Genomic DNA, 17,363 nt, shown 5'->3' on the forward strand with positions numbered 1-17,363 from the left:
ATGGCGGGACGGGGTGGGGTGACCGGACGGTCGCCCCACCCCGTCCCGTACAACGAGTACAAGCACAAGCACGGGCACGGGAAGGGAACCAGCGCATGTCGCGTATGCCGCTCGCCGAACGGCGCCGCCAGTTGACGGAGGCCGCGATCCGGGCGATGACGCGGGACGGCGTACCGAGGACGACGACCCGCTCCATCGCCGCCGAGGCGGGCGTGTCGCTGAGCGTCTTCCACTACTGCTTCGACTCCAAGCAGGCCCTGCTCGAATCCGTGATCACGGCGATCACCGACCACTACGTGGGGACGGTGAAGAAGGCGCTGCGGCCGCGCGAGACGTTCCGCGAGACGATCCGGGCCGGGTTCGAGGCGTACTGGGAGCATGTACGGGTCCGTCCTGGCGAGCACATGCTGACGTACGAGCTCACCCAGTACGCGCTGCGCACCCCCGGGTTCGAGCCGCTGGCCCGCCGTCAGCACGAGCGGTACGCCGAGATCTACCGCGAGCTCATCGAGGAGCTCGCCGCGAGCATGATGCTCGAGCTGCGGGTGCCCGTGCCGGTCCTCGCCCGCTATCTGGCGGCGGTCACGGACGGCCTGACCCTGAACCTCCTCGTCGTGGGCCACGACGAGGAGTCCACGGCCGCGCTCCTCGACCTGGTCACCGATCAGGTCGCCGTGCTCGTCGTGGACGCGCGCGCGGCCGAATGACCGGGTTCGGCGTCAGCTGTCGGTTATAAACAGGGGATGCACCGTGCCGAACGTTATGAGCTGACCTTTCCGGTGTCGGGTGACTCCATCGTGGTCACCCGGACCGACCGCAAGGGGGCCGGTGGGCACCCCGTGTACTCCGACGAGACGGGCATCGTGCAGGCCGAGATCGACGAGCACGGGAACGTACGCATGGTCGCGAGCGGCGGGCACCAGAGACACGACGTACCCGCACGCGCCGAGCCGGTGGACTGACCCGGCGGTCCGGGCGACCCGGCTCACGGCGCGGCGGGCGGCGTGACCCGGTGGGGTCAGGCGTACGGGTCGAACGGAATGCCGGCCGGCTTCGCCTTGGCGAGGTGCGGGGCGAAGCTGCCGTCCTTCAGGCCGAAGTGAGCACTGCCGAAGTTCGCCTGAACGAGCTTGTCGCGCACCCCGGCGGGGTAGCCGTTCCAGCCGACCAGGGCGGGGAACTGCCACTGCCCCTTGTGGTTCTCCGGCGGCTCGTCGTTCGCATTGGCGGGGCGGAAGCAGTGCGTGCTCACGCCGTCCTTGTGGTAGACGACCTTGGGGTGCGTCCCGTCCCAGCGGATCTGGTCACGGCCGTACGTGTTGAAGTTGCCGTGCGCCGAGGTGGAGACGTACTTGGCCTGGTTGTCCTGGATCCAGACCACGACGTGCTCCCAGTCGTGGCGGTGGCCGCCGAGGCTGATCCCGGGTATCGCCTGGTCCTTCTCGAAGTACAGGCCGTAGAGCACGGCGCACCAGCCGTTGTTGCACTTGGCGCGGGAGTACCCGTTGGTGTTGTCGAGGTCCCAGGCGTCACGGCACGAGCCGTTGAGGGCGCCGGTGGGATTGAGGCCGGGGTTGATGGTGCCGTCGGGGCCGATGGCCGCCGTGGAGTAACAGCCGTCCGTGTCGTAGTCGTAGGCGGGCTGGAACGTCTGCTCGAGCCCGTCGGCGTTGGCGGGGAGCGGCGGGGGCGGCGCCGCGAACGCGCTGCCCGAGACGGCGACGACCAGCGCGATGCTGCTGCCTAGGGTGACGGAGACCCGGCGGAACCACGAACTCGTCTTCAACTGCGTCCTCCTGAGGGACCGCGACGCGGGGTGCGAGGCGGGTGTGATGCGGGATGCCGTGCGCGTGCGCGATTGACATGCCCGGATCAGTTGTCCCGAACCCCGCTGTCGCGTGGAGAACCGGTTGATGACGGTGCGATGAAGGGAGGCGGTCGCCGGTCCCGTCAGACCTTCGCCCCGGAGGGCACGTTCGGTGCCGCGGCACCCTCACCGGTCCGGCCGCTCTCGGCCTCCGGTCCGACCGGGATGAGGAAGGCGACGACGGCCGCCGCAAGGCCCACGCCGCTGCCGATGAGCAGGGCGACCCTGAAGGCGCCCTCGGAGGGCAGGAGATGACCGGCGAAGTCCGTGGTCATCTGGGCGAGGACCACGCCCATCACGGCGGCGGAGACGGAGCTGCCGATCGAGCGCATCAGGGTGTTGAAGCTGTTGGCCGACGCGGTCTCGGAGCGGGGCACGGCGCCCATGATGAGGGCGGGCATCGCGCCGTACGCGAGACCCACGCCGGTGTTGCAGATGAGGGTGACGACGAGCAGGCCGACGGTCGTCCCCATGAGCGGCAGGGCGCACGCGTAGCCGACGGCGATGACCAGGCTGCCGACGCCGAGGGTGATCTTGGGGCCGCGCGCGGCGGTGAGCTTGGCGCCGAGCGGGGCGAGGATCATCATCATGAGCCCGGCCGGGGCCATCCAGAGCCCCATCGCGAGCATCGACTGCCCGAGGCCGTACCCGGTGGCTTCCGGCAGTTGGAGCAGCTGGGGGACGACCAGCGACTGGGCGTACATCGCGAATCCGACCAGGACCGAGGCCAGGTTGGTCATCAGGACCAGCGGGCGGGCGGTGACGCGGAGGTCCACCAGCGGCTCGGCGGTACGGAGTTCCCACCAGCCCCAGGCGAGCAGCGCGACGACGGACGCGGCGAGGAGACCGAGCGTCGTCCCGCTGGTCCAGCCCCAGTCGGAGCCCTTGGAGACGCCGAGCAGCAGACAGATCAGCGCGGCGCCGAGACCGATCGCGCCGGGCACGTCGAAGCGGCCGGCGTCGGTCGCGGTACGGCCCGCGGGCACGAGGAGCGGTACGAGCACACCCACCACCGTCGCCAGGGCGGCGACGGCCCAGAACAGCACGCGCCAGCTGGCGTTCTCGGCGACGGCGGCGGAGAAGGGGAGGCCGAGCGCGCCGCCCACACCCATGGAGGCGCTGATCAGGGCGATGGACGCGCCCAGGCGCTCCGGCGGCAGGACGTCGCGCAGCAGGCTGATGCCGAGCGGCACCACGCCCATGCCCAGGCCCTGGAGGCCCCGGCCGACGATCATCGGGACGACGGACGAGGAGAGCGCGCAGACGACCGAGCCCACGACGAGGGGTGAGACGGAGACGAGCAGCATGCGCCGCTTGCCATACATGTCGCCAAGGCGTCCGGCGACGGGCGTGGCCACCGCCGCCGACAGCAGGGTGGCGGTGACCACCCAGGAGGCGTTGGACGCGGTGGTGTCGAAGAGCCTGGGCAGGTCGCCGAGGAGGGGCACCACCAAGGTCTGGGTGAGCGCGGCCACGATGCCCGCGAAGGCGAGGACGCCGACGACGCCACGGGGGCGGTCGTCGGTCTTGGAGCTGGTCACGGGGTTCTCCCTAGGGGCAACGCGCGTACGACACGGCAGGACGCGGGGTGGGGCTGGTGGGGCGGAGCGAGGCGACATGCATGATGCACATCGAGTGCAGGATACACATCGCCTGTACTATGCACAGGACCGGTGAAGCCGCACGGGCGGGGAGGATGGGGCCATGGAAGAGAAGCCCACGCACCTGATCGAGTTCGAGACCATGCTCGTCGGGCGGCACTCGCATCTGTTTGACCCCCGTGCGCGCGGCGCGCGAGGGCGGCTCGACCGGAGCGCCTATGTGCTGCTCAGCCGCATCGAGATCGACGGGCCGCTCTCCATCGGACAGCTGAGTGACGCCTTCGGCCTGGACGCGTCCACGCTCAACCGGCAGACCGCGGCGATGCTGAAGGCCGGGGTGGTCGAACGGATCCCTGACCCCGACGGTGGGATCGCCCGGAAGTTCAGCATCACGGCGGAGGGTCGGCGCAGGCTGGACGCGGACCGGGGCGCCAACGTCCACGGTCTGGAGCGGGTCCTGGAGAAGTGGACGCCCGAGGAGGTGGCCGACTTCGCCGCGTACCTGCGGCGCTTCAACAGCGACATCGAGCGCCTGGAGGGCCGCCCCTGGCCCCGCCCCGACCATGCTCCGAACGAGAGGTCCTAGACTCCGGCGCATGACGACCGCCATCGCCGACCTCGCCCGGGATCTCGCGCCGACCGGCGTCCTGCGGGCATCGATCAACCTGGGCAACCCGGTTCTCGCGCAGGGCACCCCCGACTCCCCCGGCGGGGTCACGGTCGACCTCGCCCGGGAGATCGGCGCGCGGCTCGGCGTGCCGGTCGCGTTCGTCTGCTTCGACGCGGCACGCAAGTCCTACGAGGCGATGGCCACGGGCCGCGCGGACCTCTGCTTCCTCGCCGTGGAGCCGGCGCGCGAGGACGAGGTCGCGTTCACGGCGCCGTACGTCGTGATCGAAGGGGTCTACGCGGTGCCCACCGCCTCGGAGTTCACCGCTCCCGTCGAGGTGGACCGGGACGGCGTACGCATCGGCGTCAAGCGCGGGTCCGCGTACGACCTCTACCTCACGCGCACGCTGCGGCACGCCACCCTCGTACGCGGCGAGGAGGGCGCCGATGTGTTCCTCGCCGAGGGCCTGGAGGTCGCGGCGGGCATCAGGCAGCCGATGACCGCGTTCGTCGGGGCGCACCCGGGGCTCCGGCTGATCGAGGACCGGTTCATGGAGATCCGGCAGGCCGTCGGCACGACGAAGGACAAGCGGCCGGAGACCGTACGCTTCCTGACCGACCTCGTCGAGGAGCTGAAGGCGAGCGGCTTCGTGGCCGAGTCGCTGCGGCGCTCGCACCAGTCCCCCGGCCTGGTGGCACCGCCCCGGTAGGACACGACCCGATCGTGTTGATCTTTGGCCCTCCCCGCGCTTTCGGGCACCCGGCTCCGGCCGGGACAGTGGAGTGAACCCCGAATGACGGTGAGGAAGAACGATGGCTCTGGAGATGCGTGAGACCTGCGAGCGCTGCGAGACGGCGACGCTGCCGCAGGACGCGCCCGCTTTCATCTGTTCGTACGAGTGCACCTTCTGCGTGCCGTGCGGCGACGCCATGGCCGGCGTCTGCCCCAACTGCGGCGGCGAGCTGGTCCCCCGCCCGCGCCGGGCGGTCGCGGCCTGACCTGTCAGTGCGGGACCGGGTCGGTGTAGCCCCGGCGGCGGGCGGCTCCCGGGCGGCAGCGCAGGAGCCGGGCCACCGTCAGGAGGCCGCCGCGCAGGGCGCCGTGGCGGCTCAACGCCTTGACGGCGTACGTCGAACAGCTGGGCGTGTACGGGCAGCACGGCGGCCGGGTCGGGCTGATCGTGTCGCGGTAGAACCCCACGGCCCCGTGCAGCGCCCCGGCCACCCGCCCCGACGGGCGACCGGCGGACGGGCGGGCGCCGGACGAGGGGCGCGCCTTGCCGAGGAGCAGGGACGCGAGGGCCACCAAGGCCATCTGAGGGCAGTACATACCGCAGGCCGAGCACTGGTCGGCCGCTCCGGCGCAGCAGCCTTCCTCGCCGTCCTCGCGCCGCTTCCGCCGCCGCGCACGCGCGGACTCCCTCGATGACATGACTTCGCCCCCTCAACGACTCGCTCGATCATACGTTTGGGACGGGCCCGCCCTCGTGGCGGGCGGGCCCGTCCCGTGCCGTCAGCGGGCCGTGGCGCCGACGGCGGCGGCGGTCGGCGCCGGGGCGTAGCCCGTCGGCCGGGCGGTGAACGTGCCCCGGCCCTGCGTGCGGCCGCGCAGCCGGGACGCGTAGCCGAACAGCTCCGCCAGCGGAACGGTCGCGGTCAGGACCGCCGTTCCGGCGCGCGCGGTCGAGCCGGTGACCCGGCCGCGTCGGGCCGCCAGGTCACCGAGCACACCGCCCACGGCGCTGTCCGGCACTGTGACGGTGACCTCGACGACCGGCTCCAGGAGCGTCATCGCGCAGGCCCGCAGCGCCTCGCGGAGCGCGAAGCGGCCCGCCGTGCGGAACGCCATCTCCGAGGAGTCCTTGGAGTGGGTCGCCCCGTCGGTCAGCGTCACCCGCACGCCCGTGACCGGGTGGCCGCCGAGCGGGCCCTCCACGAGCGCGTCGCGGCAGCCGGCCTCGACCGCGCGGACGTACTCCTGCGGTACGCGGCCGCCCGTGACGGTGGAGGAGAAGACGAACTCCCCTTCCTGCGCCTCGCCGACCGGCTCGACGTCGAGGACGACGTGCGCGAACTGGCCCGCCCCACCGTCCTGTTTGACGTGCCGGTACACCAGGCCGGACACCCCGCGCGCCACCGTCTCCCGGTAGGCCACCTGCGGCCTGCCGACGGCGATCTCCAGGCCCTGGGCCCGGCGGATCTTCTCCACGGCCACCTCCAGGTGCAGCTCACCCAGGCCCGAGAGCACGGTCTGACCGGTCTCGGGGTCGGTCCTGACCGTCAACGAGGGGTCCTCCTCGACGAGTCGGGCGAGGGCGGACGCCAGCCGGTCGGTGTCCAGGCTCCGGCGCGCCTCGACCGCCACGGAGACGACCGGGTCGGCCGGCGTGGGTGGTTCGAGGAGCAGCGGGGCGGAGGGCGCGCAGAGCGTCGCACCGGCGCGGGCCTCCTTCACGCCGACGACCGCGACGATGTCGCCGGCCCGGGCGGAGTCCACCTCGGTGTTCCGGTCGGCCTGCACGCGCAGGATCCGGCCGACGCGCTCGGTGCGCCGGGCGGCGACGTCGAGCACCGTGTCCCCCTTTCCGATGGTCCCCGCGTACACGCGGAGGTAGGTGAGCCGCCCGGTTGCGGTCGAGTTGACCTTGAAGACGAGCGCGGCGAAAGGCTCCGCCGGGTCCGCGGCCCGCTGCTGTTCCGCACCGTCCAGGGTGCCGCGCACGGGCGGCACGTCCAGGGGCGAGGGCAGGTAGGAGACGACGGCGTCGAGCAGCGGTTCCGTACCCCGGTTGCGGTAGGCGGAGCCGCAGAGCACGACGACGCCCTCGCCGGTCCGGGTCAGGTCGCGCAGCGCCGCGGTGAGGGTGTCCGCGCCGAGGGTCTCTTCGGCGCAGAACTCCTCCAGGGCGTCCGGGTGGAGCTCGGCGACCGCCTCTTCCAGGGCGCGGCGCCTGAGCCGTGCCTCCGCCACGAGCTCCTCGGGGACGGGCCCCTCGGTGTACGTGTCGGCGCCCGTCTCCCAGACCAGGGCGCGCAGGCGCACCAGGTCCACGACGCCGGTGAAGGCGTCCTCACGGCCGATGGGCAGCTGGACGACGAGCGGCACGGTGTGCAGGCGGTCCCGGATCGAGGCGACGGCCGTGTCCAGATCGGCGCCCGCGCGGTCCAGCTTGTTGACGAACGCGATCCGGGGGACGCCGTGCCGGTCGGCCTGGCGCCACACGGTCTCGCTCTGCGGCTCGACCCCGGCGACGGCGTCGAACACGGCGATCGCGCCGTCGAGGACGCGCAGCGAGCGCTCCACCTCGTCGGAGAAGTCGACGTGCCCGGGCGTGTCGATGAGGTTGATCCGGTGGTCGTCCCAGACGCAGGAGACGGCCGCCGCGAAGATGGTGATGCCCCGGTCGCGTTCCTGGGTGTCGAAGTCGGTGACGGTGGTGCCCTCGTGAACCTCGCCGCGTTTGTGGACGGCGCCGGTGAGGTAGAGCATCCGCTCGGTCACGGTGGTCTTGCCGGCATCGACGTGGGCGAGGATGCCCAGGTTGCGGACGCGGTTCAGGGGGCTGGTGGGGAGCTGACGGGAAAGCGGGGTACGCACGGCCCGGACCTTTCGGTGGGTACGAGAAAGGGTCGGCGCGATTCCCGGACGAAGCGGCCCGGAGGCGGGCGGAGAGGGACACCCTCGGGCCTCGCGGCGGACGGCGCGCACGGCTCTCGCGGCACGCGCCGGGCGGGGCAGGGGGCGTCAGATGTTCGTCACGGGGTCCGGTGGCGGCCGCGCAGCCGGCACCGGAGAGACCGGGACGTCAGGATCACGTCGTACCGGGACCGGGGAACGACGACGGTGGTCTGGCAACACACGGTCGGGCTCCCCTCGTTCGGTCGTCGGCGCGCTCGCCGTGATCTCGGCGGTGCGTGCTGCGAGTGTAGGGAGAAGAGCCCGGCCGGGTCACCGGGTTTTAGGGAAGGTCACGTTCGGCGAAGTACGCCGCCACGTCCGCCTCCGTGACCTCGGCGAGCGTGGCCGGGGTCCAACGCGGGGCGCGGTCCTTGTCGATCACCTGGGCACGGATGCCCTCGACGAGGTCGGCTGAGGTGAGGGCGGCGTGGGAGAGCCGGAACTCCATGGCCAGGACGGCCTCCAGGGAATCCAGGCTCCGGGCCCGGCGGAGGGCCGCGAGCGTGACCTTGAGGGCGGTGGGCGACCTGCTCAGAAGGGTGGTGGCGGTCTCCTTGGCCTCGGTGATCCCGGAGTCGAGGAGCCGGTCGATGACCTCCTCCACCGTGGGCGCGGTGTAGGCCGCGTCGATCCAGTCGCGTGCGGCCGCCAGGCGTCCGGGCGGGGCGGTCCTGGCGAACCGCGGCAGCACCTCGTGCGCAGGGGCTCGGGTGAGCTCCTCGGCCAGGCCGGGAAGGTCCTCTGACGGTACGAAGTGGTCGGCGAGCCCGGTCAGGAGGGCGTCGGCGGCGTCCGCCTGAGCGCCGGTCAGGGCGAGGTGGGTGCCCAGTTCGCCGGGCGTCCGGCTCAGCAAATACGTACCGCCGACGTCGGGCACGAACCCGATGCCCGTCTCGGGCATGGCCACGCGCGAGCGTTCGGTGACGACGCGGACGGAGCCGTGGGCCGAGACGCCGACGCCGCCGCCCATCACGATCCCGTCCATGAGGGCCACGTAGGGCTTGAGGTAGCGGGCGATGCGGGCGTTCAGCCGGTACTCGTCCCGCCAGAAGCCGAGGGTCTCCGTGCCGCCCGCGCGGGCGTCCTCGTAGATGGCCCGGATGTCGCCCCCGGCGCACAGTCCGCGTGCGCCCGCGCCCTGGACGACGACGGTCTCGACCGCCGGGTCGTCCTCCCAGGCGGTCAGCGCCTCGTCGATGCCGAGCACCATGGCGTGGGTGAGCGCGTTGAGGGCGCGGGGCCGGTTCAGGGTGAGGAAGCCGGCTCGCCCTTCGGTGCGGACGAGGACGTGCGGAGCGTCCGCGTCCTGCGGGGTGTCCTGGTTGAGTCGCATGGTCGCGTCACCTTCCTCCGAACGATCTTCCGGCCACCGTATCGGCACGGTCCGCGGCCGTCCGGCACGGGGGATTCCCTCAGGACCGGGGGCTTCCCGTCAGGACCAGGGGTTTTCCCCAGGACCCCGGGGGCTTTCCCCCAGGCCGGGATGAGTACGGGCACTCAGGCGGCAGCCCCCGTGGCGTTCGTAGCCTCCGTCGTATGAACAGTCATCAGGCCGTCGCTGACGGCCCCCTCCGTGTCGGGATCACCGGGGTCGGCGCCTGCCTGCCCGAGCAGGTCGTGGATTCGGAGGAGCTGCGCCGGCGGGTCGTCGCCGGCAGCGGGATGACGCTGCCCGCCGGGGTGTTCGAGCGGGCGACCGGGATCATGACGCGCAGGGCCGTGCGGCCGGGCGAGTACGCCTCCACCCTGGCGGTGGGGGCCGCCCGGCAGGCGCTCGGGCGGGCCGGGGTCGAACCGGCGGACGTCGACCTCCTGGTGTTCGCCTCCGCCACCCGCGACATGGTGGAGCCGGCCACCGCCCACATCGTGCAGGCCGAACTGGGCTCACGGGCCCACGCGTTGGACGTCACCAACGCCTGCAACAGCTTCGTCAACGGCATCGACCTCGCCCGTACGATGATCCTGGCCGGGCGCGCCCGGCGGGCCCTCGTCGTCACCGGGGAGACCCCGAGCAGGGCCGTCCGGCACGACCCCGCCGACCTGGCCCAGTTCCGGGACGGGTTCGCCGGCTACACCTTCGGCGACGCGGGCGCCGCGGTGGTCCTGGAGACGGTGGACCGGGGCGGGATCCTCGACGTCGACAGCGAGACGCACTCCGAACACTGGCCGGTCGGCGGGATATTCGGCGGCGGTTCACGCCATCCGCGCGGCGACGAGCACACGTACTTCCAGGGTGACGGCAGCGAACTGCGCGAGGTGTTCGAGAAGGTGGGAACCTCCGTGATCGACCGGATGCGCCACCGAACGGGCCTCGACTGGCGCCACTTCCGGCACGTCCTGGTCCATCAGGTCACCGTGCCGTATCTGCGGCGGTTCGTGGAGATCACCGGCGTCCCCGAGGACCGTCTGGTCGTCACCGTCCCCGAGCTCGGCAACATCGCGAGCGCGACACTCGGAGTCCAACTGGAGCGGGTCCAGGGCGACTTGCGGTCCGGTGACCGGGTGCTGCTGGTGGGGCTCGGCGGTGGCGTGAGCATCATGACGATGGTGTGGGAGAAGGCATGAGCGACGCACTGTGGGTGGTGGTGCCGGCGCATCAGGAGGCCGCGCGCATCGGCGACACGCTGGAGGCGCTGGCCGCGCAGGCTGACCGGGACTTCGAGCTGGTCGTCGTCGACAACGCCTCCGAGGACGACACCGCCGCCATCGCCCGGGACTTCGCCCGGCGGGCGCCGTTCCCCGTCCATGTGCTCGACGAGCGCGACAAGGGCGTGGGGTGCGCCGTGGACACCGGCTTCCGGTACGCGATCGGGCGCGGGGCCGGGCTCCTGGCCCGGACGGACGCCGACTGTCTGCCGCACCCGGGCTGGACAGCCGCCGCGCGGACCGCGCTGGACGAAGGCGCGGGCCTGGTGTGCGGCCGGATCGACGCCCGCCGCGACGAGCACGGGCCGGTCGGGCGGGCCCTGTTCCGTTCGCTCGTCCGCGTCGCCGCGTTCTTCGGGCGGGTGCGCCCGGCGCACCGGAGGCGGCACGGCTATCTCGCGCCGTACCGGATGCACGCGGGCAACAACATGGCCATCACCGCGCACCTGTACGAGGCCGTCGGCGGGATGCCCCGCCGCCCCTCCCCCACCGACCGGCTCTTCCTCAACCGGGTGCGCCGCTCCACCACCGCGATCGTGCACGCCCGCGACATGGTCGTGGAGAACTCCACCCGGCGGCTGCGCGCGTACGGGATCGTCGGCACCGCCCGCTGGTACCTGGACCGGGGACCGGGCCGGCACGGAGAGGACCCGCGCTGATGCTGGACGCTCTCGCCCACACCCTGCGGTCGCGCCCCGACCGCCCGGCCGTCCTCGGCACGACCCGCTCCGGCGCCGTACGGACGAAGGCCACGTGCGGGGAGCTGGCCGACCTCGCCGACGGGTACGCCGGCGCGCTCCACGCGCGCGGGCTGCGGCGCGGCGACACGGTCGGGGTCGCGGTGCGGCCCGGGCCGCGCGCGCTCGCCCTGCTGCTCGCCGTCCACCGGCTCGGCCTGCGGGCGGCCGTGCTCGACCCCGGTGCAGGACCGGACGTGCTCCGGGCGCGCCTGTCCCTCGCCCGCCCCGACCTCGTGCTCGCCGACGCGACCGCCCAGGCGGTGGCCGGCTGGGCGCGGCCGCTCGCCCGGCGGGCCCGGCTCGCGCTGCCGGACCTCGCGGAGCTCGGAGGGCCCGTGGCCACGGTCGGCCGGCGGCTGCCGGGGTGCGCCCCCGCGTTGTCGGTGGGTACGCGCGCTTCGGTGCTGCCGCGCGCGGTGGACGAGGACGGGGACGCGGTGATCGTCTTCACCTCGGGCACGACCTCGCGGCCCCGCGCGGTCGTCCACACCCGTTCCTCGCTGGCCGCGGGCATGGCCACGGTGACCGAACTCGTCCGCCCGGAGCCGGGGGCGCCCGTGCTCGGCGGCACGTTCTTCGTCCTCGTACCGTCACTCGCGAACGGCGCGCCGGTCGCCCTGCCGGCCCGCTCACCGCAGGTCCTCGCGCGACAGATGCGCCGACTGGCTCCCCAGGCAACCTATCTGACACCACCTCAGCTGCGGGCGGCGCTCGCGGTGGACGCGCGGTTCGGTGGGCGGGTGTGGACCGGTTCGGCCCCGGCGAGCGCGGAGCTGCTCACGCGGGTGAAGCGGGCGGGAGCGCGGGAGGCGTGGGGGGTGTACGCGCTGACCGAGCTGTTCCCGGCCGCGGCGGTCGAGCAGGCGGACAAGGCGGCGTTCACCGGCGACGGCGACCTCGTGGGCGCGCCGCTCCCGGGCGTCGCGGCACGGCCAGGACCGGGCGGCGAGCTGCTGCTCTCCGGCCCGGCGGCCCGGCACCGCTACCTCGGGGAGGAGCCCGAGCCGTGGGTACGCACGGGTGACCAGGGGCGGCTCGACGCGGCCGGCCGGATCGTGCTCGCGGGCCGCAGCAAGGACATGGTCCTGAGGCGGGCGGAGAACATCTACCCCGGTCTCTACGAGCCCGCGCTGCACGTGCCGGGTGTCGAACTGGCCCTCCTGGTGGGCGTCCCGGCCGGGGACGGCGACGAAGGCCTGGTCGCCGTCGTCCAGCCCCACCACGAGGCCGACCCCGCCCGGGTCCGGGCCGCCCTGGCCGGCCCCCTGAGCCGCATGGGCACGGCCCGCCCGGACGCCCTCCTCCTCGCCGACATCCCGCTGTCCGGCCGCTCCCTGAAGCCGGACCGCGCGGCGACGGCGAGACTCGCGGCGGCGCGGACGACGGGGGCGGGACGATGAGGGCGGCTACCGCGCTTCGGGGCGCCCGACGGCGGGACCGGCGGGTGTACACGCGGTCGCATCCGCTGCTGTTCGCGCTGCTCGCGGCCGTCCGGCGGCGGCCGGTAGCCCGACTCGGGCGGGCGGTCCTGGTGAACGGCACCGAGCCGTACCGCGAGGCGCTCACCCGTATCCCGCTGGACCGCGCGGCGGCCGGGACCACGGGCGGCGCGGCCCGTCAACTCTCCGGCGGGGGAACGCTGTTCGACCAGGAGGGCGCCGACCACCGCGGCACCCGGCGCGCCGTCGCCGAGGAGCTGGGCGCGGCCGGGGTGGAGCGGCTGCGGCCGGTCTGGCGGGCCGTGCTCGACCGCGAGCTCGCGCCGCTCGCGGCCGGCCACACCGTCGACCTCGTCCCGCTGGCCCGCGAACTCGCCGGCGCGACCGTCCGCGCCCTGCTCGACAGCCCGGCCGAGGCCTCGGCCCTCGCGGAGGCCGCCGCGGACGCCGCGTCGGCAGCCGTACGCGACCACCTCCCGGGCCCCCGCCCGCCGGGCACCGCCCGCGCGGCGGCCAGAGCGACGGCGCGCCTGGAGGCGCTGCTCGGGGGTGCGGGGCCCTCGCGCCCGCACGACGCCGGCGCCCCTCACCCGGACGTCGCGCTGCGCGCCATGATCGTCGTCGCCGCCGTCAACACCACCGTCGCCGCCCTCCCGCGTGCCGTCGCCTGGTGTGCCGACGGCGGGTTGTGGGAGGAGGCGGCCGACGACCGGCTGCGGGGTGCGCTCGTCGGGGAGCTGTTGCGGGTCACCGCGCCGTCCCCGTTGCTGCCGCGCGTGGCGGCGGCCGATGCCGTGCTCGGCGGGTGCCCGGTGAAGGCCGGGGACCGCCTTGTGCTCGTGGCGCGGCACGCCGTGGGCGCGGACGTCGACCCGCCGGACGCGCACCGGCCCGCCCCGCCCGCCGTCGCCCGGCTCGTCTTCGGGGCCGGTCCGCACGCCTGCCCGGGCGCGCGACTCGCCCTGGCGCAGCTGGACGACGTCCTGGCCGCGCTCGCCCCGTACCGCCCGGCCGTCGTCACCGCGCGCGTGGACCGGCGGGCCGCGCTGCCCGGCTGGCGCCGCCTCACCGTCCGCGCGACCACCGCCGTCCGCGCCTCCACCGCCCCGATCCCCCGTCCGGAGAACCCCTCATGATCACGATCGCCGTCACAGGAGCGAGCGGCTTCTGCGGCTCGCACGTCGCCGCCCTCGCCGCCGAGCGCGGCGCCGACGTGCTGTGCGTGGGGCGGCGGCCCGGGCCGGTCGGCCGACACGTCCCCTGGGACGCCGAGAGCGGGCCGCCCGACCTCGCGGGCGCCGACCTCGTCGTGCACTGCGCGGCGGCCGTCGGCGACCCCGTGCCCGGGTCGCCGGCCGAGGCGACCATGCGCGCCGTGAACGTCGACGGCACCGCCCGCCTCCTGGAGGCCGCCGGGGGCCGCCCGGTCGTCTGGGTCAGCAGCTCCAGCGTGTACGCCCCCGGCCCCGGGCGGGACCGGATCACCGAGGACCATCCCGTCGACGGGCAGCTCAACGCGTACGGACGTACGAAGGCGGCCGGCGAGGCCCTCGCGCTCGCGGCCGGAGCCGTGGTCCTGCGCCCGCGCGCGGTGTACGGCCCGGGCGATCCGCACCTGGTGCCCCGGCTCCTCGCGCGGGTCAGGGCGGGGCGGCTGCTGCTGCCGGGCCCCGACGTCGTCCTGAGCCTGACGGCCGTCGAGAACCTCGCCGACGCGTGCCTCACAGCAGCCGGCTGGGGCCCGGGGGCCTACAACATCGCCGACCCCGTCCCGTACCGCCGTGACGAAGCGGTACGGACCGTCCTGCGGGCCCACGGCGTGCGCGCCCGGATCCATCACCTCCCCGTGCGCCTGGCGTGGGGAGCGGCCACGGCGGCGGAGGCACTCGGGCGCCTGCGGCCCGGCGCCGAGCCGCCGCTGACGCGGTACGCCGTCGATCAGCTGGCCCACCGGGTCGTCCTGGACGTGTCCAAGGCGCGGGCCCGGGGCTGGCGCCCCGACCGCACGCTCGCCGACTACGTCGCCACTCCGGGCGCGCCGCACACGGAGCGTCGCCCGGCGGGGACGCGCCGCGCCGGGGAGCGCGGCAACAGGACACGCCCCATGAGCTGATGTATGCCTTTCACATGGATGCCCGTCGGCGCGACCCCGCATCCCGCCTCTCTCGGCGCGGCGGGCGACGGCTGCTGCTCGGCGCGTCGTTCGCGCTGATCGCCGCGGTCACCGTGGTGGACATCCTGGCCCCGCCCGAGGTCCACCTGGGGCCGTTCCTGATCGCCGCGCCCGCTGTGACGGCCTCCTTCGCGGGGCCGCGCATGACGGCTTTCGTGGGCGCGGTCGCGGTCCTCGCGCAGTCGGTGGTGGCGATCGCGCGGACGAGCCTGACCGATCTCAACCACACGTACCAGATCATCGCGCTGGTCCTCATCTCGGTCATCGTCACCTTCTTCGCCTACCTGCGCGAGCAGCACGAGAGCAAGGTGACGCAGCTCCGCTCGATCGCCCAGGCCGCCCAGAGCGTCGTCCTGCGCCCGCTCCCCCACCGGGCGGGCCCGCTGCACATCGCGTCGGTCTATCTGGCGGCCGAGGAGGAGGCGCAGATGGGCGGAGACCTGTACGCCGCGGCGCGTACGGCGTCGGGGACCCGGCTGCTGATCGGGGACGCCCGGGGCAAAGGGCTCGACGCGATCAGCGAGGCGTCGCTCGTCCTCGGCGCCTTCCGGGTCACGGCCCGCCGGGAGTCCGAGCTGCCCGCGCTCGTCGGGCACCTGGAGGCTGGGGTCGGCTCGGAGGAACCGGAGGACGTCTCGGCGCCCGGGCCCGGCACGGGCGAGGCGGCCGACGACGCCGCCGAGGCCTTCGTGACCGCGCTGGTCCTCGACATCCCGGACCGTGAGCCGGTGGTACGGCTCGTGAACTGCGGGCATCCGCCGCCGCTGCTGTTGCGCGAGGGGCGGATCGTGCCCCTGGACACCGCCGAGGCGAGCCCTCCGCTGGGCCTCGCGGACGTGCTCTCCCCCGACGTGACCGTGGAGACCTTCCCCTTCGACGTCGGGGACGTTCTGCTGCTGTACACGGACGGGGTCGTCGAGGCCCGGGACCGCGCGCGGGCCTTCTACCCGCTGACGGAGCGGCTCGCCGCGTGGGTCGGGGAGGACCCGCCGACCCTGCTCGGGCACCTCAGGGACGACCTGCGGGCGTACGCGGGCGGCCATCTCGGCGACGACGCGGCGCTCGTCGCCGTCGAACGCCTCGCGCCGAACCCGTAGACCGCTGGACGGCGCCGGGCGACATCGCGCATCTCCACGGCCTGATCTACGTTCGGAAGGAGGGACTCACCCGGCAGCCCCGGACCGAAGGAGCGCGCCATGGCGGCGGACGCGGGTTTCGGCACGTCGTACTGGTTGCGTGACACCCCCTCCCCCGAGCGGCCCGCGCTCGCCGAGGACCGCAGGGCGGACGTCGTCGTCATCGGCGGCGGCATCGCGGGGCTGTGCACCGCGTACGAGCTGGTGCGCGCGGGGCGCGAGGTGGTGCTCCTGGAGGCCGACCGCATCGGGCTCGGGGTCACCGGGCACACCACCGGGAAGCTGACCGCGCTGCACGGCCTCACCTACGCGCGGCTCCGCGACACCCACGGCGCCCTCGCCGCCTCCCGGTACGCCCTCGCCCAGCGGGACGCGATGGACCACGTGGTCCGGCTGTGCGAGGAGACGGGCATCGACGCCGAACTGGAGCGGGCCCCCGCCTACACGTACGTGACGGACCCGGGTCGGGCCGACGAGGTCCGCTCCGAGGCCGCGGCCGCCCTGGAGGCGGGGCTTGACGTCGCGTACCTGACGGAGACCGACCTGCCCTTCCCGGTCGCGGCGGCCGTACGCCTCGACGACCAGCTGCTCTTCCACCCCCGCAGGTTCCTCCTCGGCCTGGCGGAGGCCTTCGTCGCGCGCGGCGGCACGATCCACGAGCACACCCGGGTCACGGAGCTGCGGGAGCACGCGGACTGCCGGCTGACCACCGAGGCGGGTCACACGGTCCACGCACGGGACGTGGTCGTCGCCACGCACTTCCCGCTGACCGTGCACAGCTCGCTGCTCGCCCGGCTCTCGGTCCGGCGCGAGCTGGTGGTGGCGGCCCCCGTGCCGGCCGACCGGGCACCGCGGGGCATGTACGTCACCCCGGAGGACCGGACGCGCTCGGTGCGCACGGCCCCGTACGACGAGGGCCGCCGGCTGCTCCTCGTCACCGGCGAGGCCTGCGAGCCGGGCACCGATCACGCCGGGGAGCGGCTCGAGCGGCTCACCGGGTGGGCCCGGCGGATCTTCCCGGAGTTCGGGGAGGCCACGCCGGCGTACCGGTGGGCGGCGCAGGACGTGATGTCGGCGGATCACCTCCCGTACGTGGGCCATGAGCATCCGGACACGCAGCACGTCTTCGTGGCCACCGGCTTCGGCGGCTGGGGCATGAGCAACGGGGTGATGGCGGGGCGGCTCCTCGCGGCGCATGTCACGGGGTCGCCGCGCCCGGACTGGACCGAACTGTTCGACCCGCGCCGCACCCTGCCCCTGCGGGAGTACCCCGATGTGGCCAGGGCGCAGGCGTCGGTGGCCCGCCACTACCTGGTGGCCCGTCCGCCGCGCTGTACGCACATGGGGTGCGAGCTGGGTTTCAACGAGCTGGAGGACGCCTGGGAGTGTCCCTGCCACGGTTCGCGGTTCGCGGCGGCGGACGGGCGGGTGTTGCAGGGGCCGGCGACCCGGCCCCTGCAACGTCCCGACTGA

17 protein-coding genes are annotated in these 17,363 nt (G+C 74.2%); 12 read left to right on the top strand and 5 right to left on the bottom strand.

From position 1 onward, the window contains the following. Positions 1-95: 95 nt before the first annotated feature. Both ACWCO8_RS23080 and ACWCO8_RS23085 read left to right on the top strand, forming a co-directional pair. Entirely contained in the window at positions 96-707 is a 612-nt protein-coding gene (locus ACWCO8_RS23080; RefSeq protein ID WP_362014359.1) for a TetR/AcrR family transcriptional regulator, read from the top strand. 36 nt (positions 708-743) lie between these two features. After that, a complete protein-coding gene (locus tag ACWCO8_RS23085) occupies positions 744-962 on the top strand; it encodes a DUF6296 family protein (RefSeq protein WP_451033814.1) in 219 nt (72 codons plus the stop codon). Positions 963-1,018: 56 nt separating this feature from the next. Here ACWCO8_RS23085 and ACWCO8_RS23090 read toward each other — a convergent pair whose 3' ends face one another. Beyond that, positions 1,019-1,786 (bottom strand): NPP1 family protein, encoded by a 768-nt coding sequence (locus tag ACWCO8_RS23090; RefSeq protein ID WP_451033815.1) that lies wholly within the window; start codon positions 1,784-1,786, stop codon positions 1,019-1,021. Positions 1,787-1,950: 164 nt separating this feature from the next. Continuing rightward, positions 1,951-3,408 carry an MFS transporter gene (locus ACWCO8_RS23095; protein ID WP_451033816.1) on the bottom strand — a complete coding sequence of 486 codons (1,458 nt, stop codon included), beginning with the start codon at positions 3,406-3,408 and terminating at the stop codon, positions 1,951-1,953. Positions 3,409-3,571: 163 nt separating this feature from the next. Between ACWCO8_RS23095 and ACWCO8_RS23100 the strand changes: the two genes are divergently transcribed. From ACWCO8_RS23100 to ACWCO8_RS23110, 3 genes are all read left to right on the top strand, one after another. Continuing rightward, on the top strand, positions 3,572-4,054 hold the full coding sequence (locus tag ACWCO8_RS23100; RefSeq protein WP_451033817.1) for a MarR family winged helix-turn-helix transcriptional regulator: 483 nt from the start codon (positions 3,572-3,574) through the stop codon (positions 4,052-4,054). A gap of 10 nt (positions 4,055-4,064) precedes the next feature. Next, a complete protein-coding gene (locus tag ACWCO8_RS23105) occupies positions 4,065-4,787 on the top strand; it encodes a transporter substrate-binding domain-containing protein (protein ID WP_451033818.1) in 723 nt (240 codons plus the stop codon). A gap of 103 nt (positions 4,788-4,890) precedes the next feature. Then, on the top strand, positions 4,891-5,076 hold the full coding sequence (locus ACWCO8_RS23110; RefSeq protein WP_451033819.1) for a DUF1272 domain-containing protein: 186 nt from the start codon (positions 4,891-4,893) through the stop codon (positions 5,074-5,076). 4 nt (positions 5,077-5,080) lie between these two features. On the opposite strand, the gene yidD is transcribed toward ACWCO8_RS23110, so the two are convergent. The 3 genes from yidD to ACWCO8_RS23125 all read right to left on the bottom strand — a co-directional run bounded on the left by yidD (position 5,081) and on the right by ACWCO8_RS23125 (position 9,089). Beyond that, the gene (gene yidD, locus ACWCO8_RS23115; protein WP_451033820.1) at positions 5,081-5,509 is read right to left on the bottom strand and encodes a membrane protein insertion efficiency factor YidD; all 429 of its coding nucleotides are present in this window, start codon (positions 5,507-5,509) and stop codon (positions 5,081-5,083) included. 81 nt (positions 5,510-5,590) lie between these two features. Continuing rightward, positions 5,591-7,675, bottom strand: a complete 2,085-nt coding sequence (fusA, locus tag ACWCO8_RS23120) for an elongation factor G (RefSeq protein WP_451033821.1) — start codon at positions 7,673-7,675, stop codon at positions 5,591-5,593. Between the two features lie 361 nt (positions 7,676-8,036). Next, positions 8,037-9,089 (bottom strand): enoyl-CoA hydratase/isomerase family protein, encoded by a 1,053-nt coding sequence (locus tag ACWCO8_RS23125; RefSeq protein ID WP_451033822.1) that lies wholly within the window; start codon positions 9,087-9,089, stop codon positions 8,037-8,039. A gap of 203 nt (positions 9,090-9,292) precedes the next feature. On the opposite strand from ACWCO8_RS23125, the gene ACWCO8_RS23130 reads away from it, so the two are divergent. The 7 genes from ACWCO8_RS23130 to ACWCO8_RS23160 all read left to right on the top strand — a co-directional run bounded on the left by ACWCO8_RS23130 (position 9,293) and on the right by ACWCO8_RS23160 (position 17,363). Beyond that, entirely contained in the window at positions 9,293-10,321 is a 1,029-nt protein-coding gene (locus tag ACWCO8_RS23130; RefSeq protein WP_451033823.1) for a 3-oxoacyl-ACP synthase III family protein, read from the top strand. Beyond that, positions 10,318-11,061 carry a glycosyltransferase family A protein gene (locus ACWCO8_RS23135; RefSeq protein WP_451033824.1) on the top strand — a complete coding sequence of 248 codons (744 nt, stop codon included), beginning with the start codon at positions 10,318-10,320 and terminating at the stop codon, positions 11,059-11,061. Before ACWCO8_RS23130 ends, ACWCO8_RS23135 begins: the two co-directional genes overlap by 4 nt. After that, positions 11,061-12,542 (top strand): class I adenylate-forming enzyme family protein, encoded by a 1,482-nt coding sequence (locus tag ACWCO8_RS23140; protein WP_451033825.1) that lies wholly within the window; start codon positions 11,061-11,063, stop codon positions 12,540-12,542. Before ACWCO8_RS23135 ends, ACWCO8_RS23140 begins: the two co-directional genes overlap by 1 nt. Positions 12,543-12,586: 44 nt before the next feature. Further along, positions 12,587-13,717, top strand: coding sequence for a cytochrome P450 (locus ACWCO8_RS23145; protein ID WP_451033826.1), 1,131 nt, complete (start codon positions 12,587-12,589; stop codon positions 13,715-13,717). Next, positions 13,714-14,694 (top strand): NAD-dependent epimerase/dehydratase family protein, encoded by a 981-nt coding sequence (locus ACWCO8_RS23150; RefSeq protein WP_451033827.1) that lies wholly within the window; start codon positions 13,714-13,716, stop codon positions 14,692-14,694. The genes ACWCO8_RS23145 and ACWCO8_RS23150 overlap by 4 nt, the downstream gene beginning before the upstream one ends. A gap of 14 nt (positions 14,695-14,708) precedes the next feature. Further along, positions 14,709-15,851 carry a PP2C family protein-serine/threonine phosphatase gene (locus ACWCO8_RS23155; protein ID WP_451033828.1) on the top strand — a complete coding sequence of 381 codons (1,143 nt, stop codon included), beginning with the start codon at positions 14,709-14,711 and terminating at the stop codon, positions 15,849-15,851. Positions 15,852-15,950: 99 nt separating this feature from the next. Beyond that, entirely contained in the window at positions 15,951-17,363 is a 1,413-nt protein-coding gene (locus ACWCO8_RS23160; RefSeq protein ID WP_451033829.1) for an FAD-dependent oxidoreductase, read from the top strand.

This window comes from Streptomyces sp. NPDC001927 (assembly GCF_053594455.1).

Excerpts from the sequence above, each read along its gene's own strand:
- ACWCO8_RS23110 (WP_451033819.1), top strand. The coding sequence starts at position 4,891 with ATGGCTCTGGAGATGCGTGAGACCTGCGAGCGCTGCGAGACGGCGACG.
- ACWCO8_RS23125 (WP_451033822.1), bottom strand. The coding sequence starts at position 9,089 with ATGCGACTCAACCAGGACACCCCGCAGGACGCGGACGCTCCGCACGTC.
- yidD (WP_451033820.1), bottom strand. The coding sequence starts at position 5,509 with ATGTCATCGAGGGAGTCCGCGCGTGCGCGGCGGCGGAAGCGGCGCGAG.
- ACWCO8_RS23140 (WP_451033825.1), top strand. The coding sequence starts at position 11,061 with ATGCTGGACGCTCTCGCCCACACCCTGCGGTCGCGCCCCGACCGCCCG.
- ACWCO8_RS23150 (WP_451033827.1), top strand. The coding sequence starts at position 13,714 with ATGATCACGATCGCCGTCACAGGAGCGAGCGGCTTCTGCGGCTCGCAC.
- ACWCO8_RS23130 (WP_451033823.1), top strand. The coding sequence starts at position 9,293 with ATGAACAGTCATCAGGCCGTCGCTGACGGCCCCCTCCGTGTCGGGATC.
- ACWCO8_RS23105 (WP_451033818.1), top strand. The coding sequence starts at position 4,065 with ATGACGACCGCCATCGCCGACCTCGCCCGGGATCTCGCGCCGACCGGC.
- ACWCO8_RS23080 (WP_362014359.1), top strand. The coding sequence starts at position 96 with ATGTCGCGTATGCCGCTCGCCGAACGGCGCCGCCAGTTGACGGAGGCC.
- ACWCO8_RS23155 (WP_451033828.1), top strand. The coding sequence starts at position 14,709 with ATGGATGCCCGTCGGCGCGACCCCGCATCCCGCCTCTCTCGGCGCGGC.
- ACWCO8_RS23085 (WP_451033814.1), top strand. The coding sequence starts at position 744 with ATGCACCGTGCCGAACGTTATGAGCTGACCTTTCCGGTGTCGGGTGAC.
- ACWCO8_RS23135 (WP_451033824.1), top strand. The coding sequence starts at position 10,318 with ATGAGCGACGCACTGTGGGTGGTGGTGCCGGCGCATCAGGAGGCCGCG.
- ACWCO8_RS23100 (WP_451033817.1), top strand. The coding sequence starts at position 3,572 with ATGGAAGAGAAGCCCACGCACCTGATCGAGTTCGAGACCATGCTCGTC.
- ACWCO8_RS23160 (WP_451033829.1), top strand. The coding sequence starts at position 15,951 with ATGGCGGCGGACGCGGGTTTCGGCACGTCGTACTGGTTGCGTGACACC.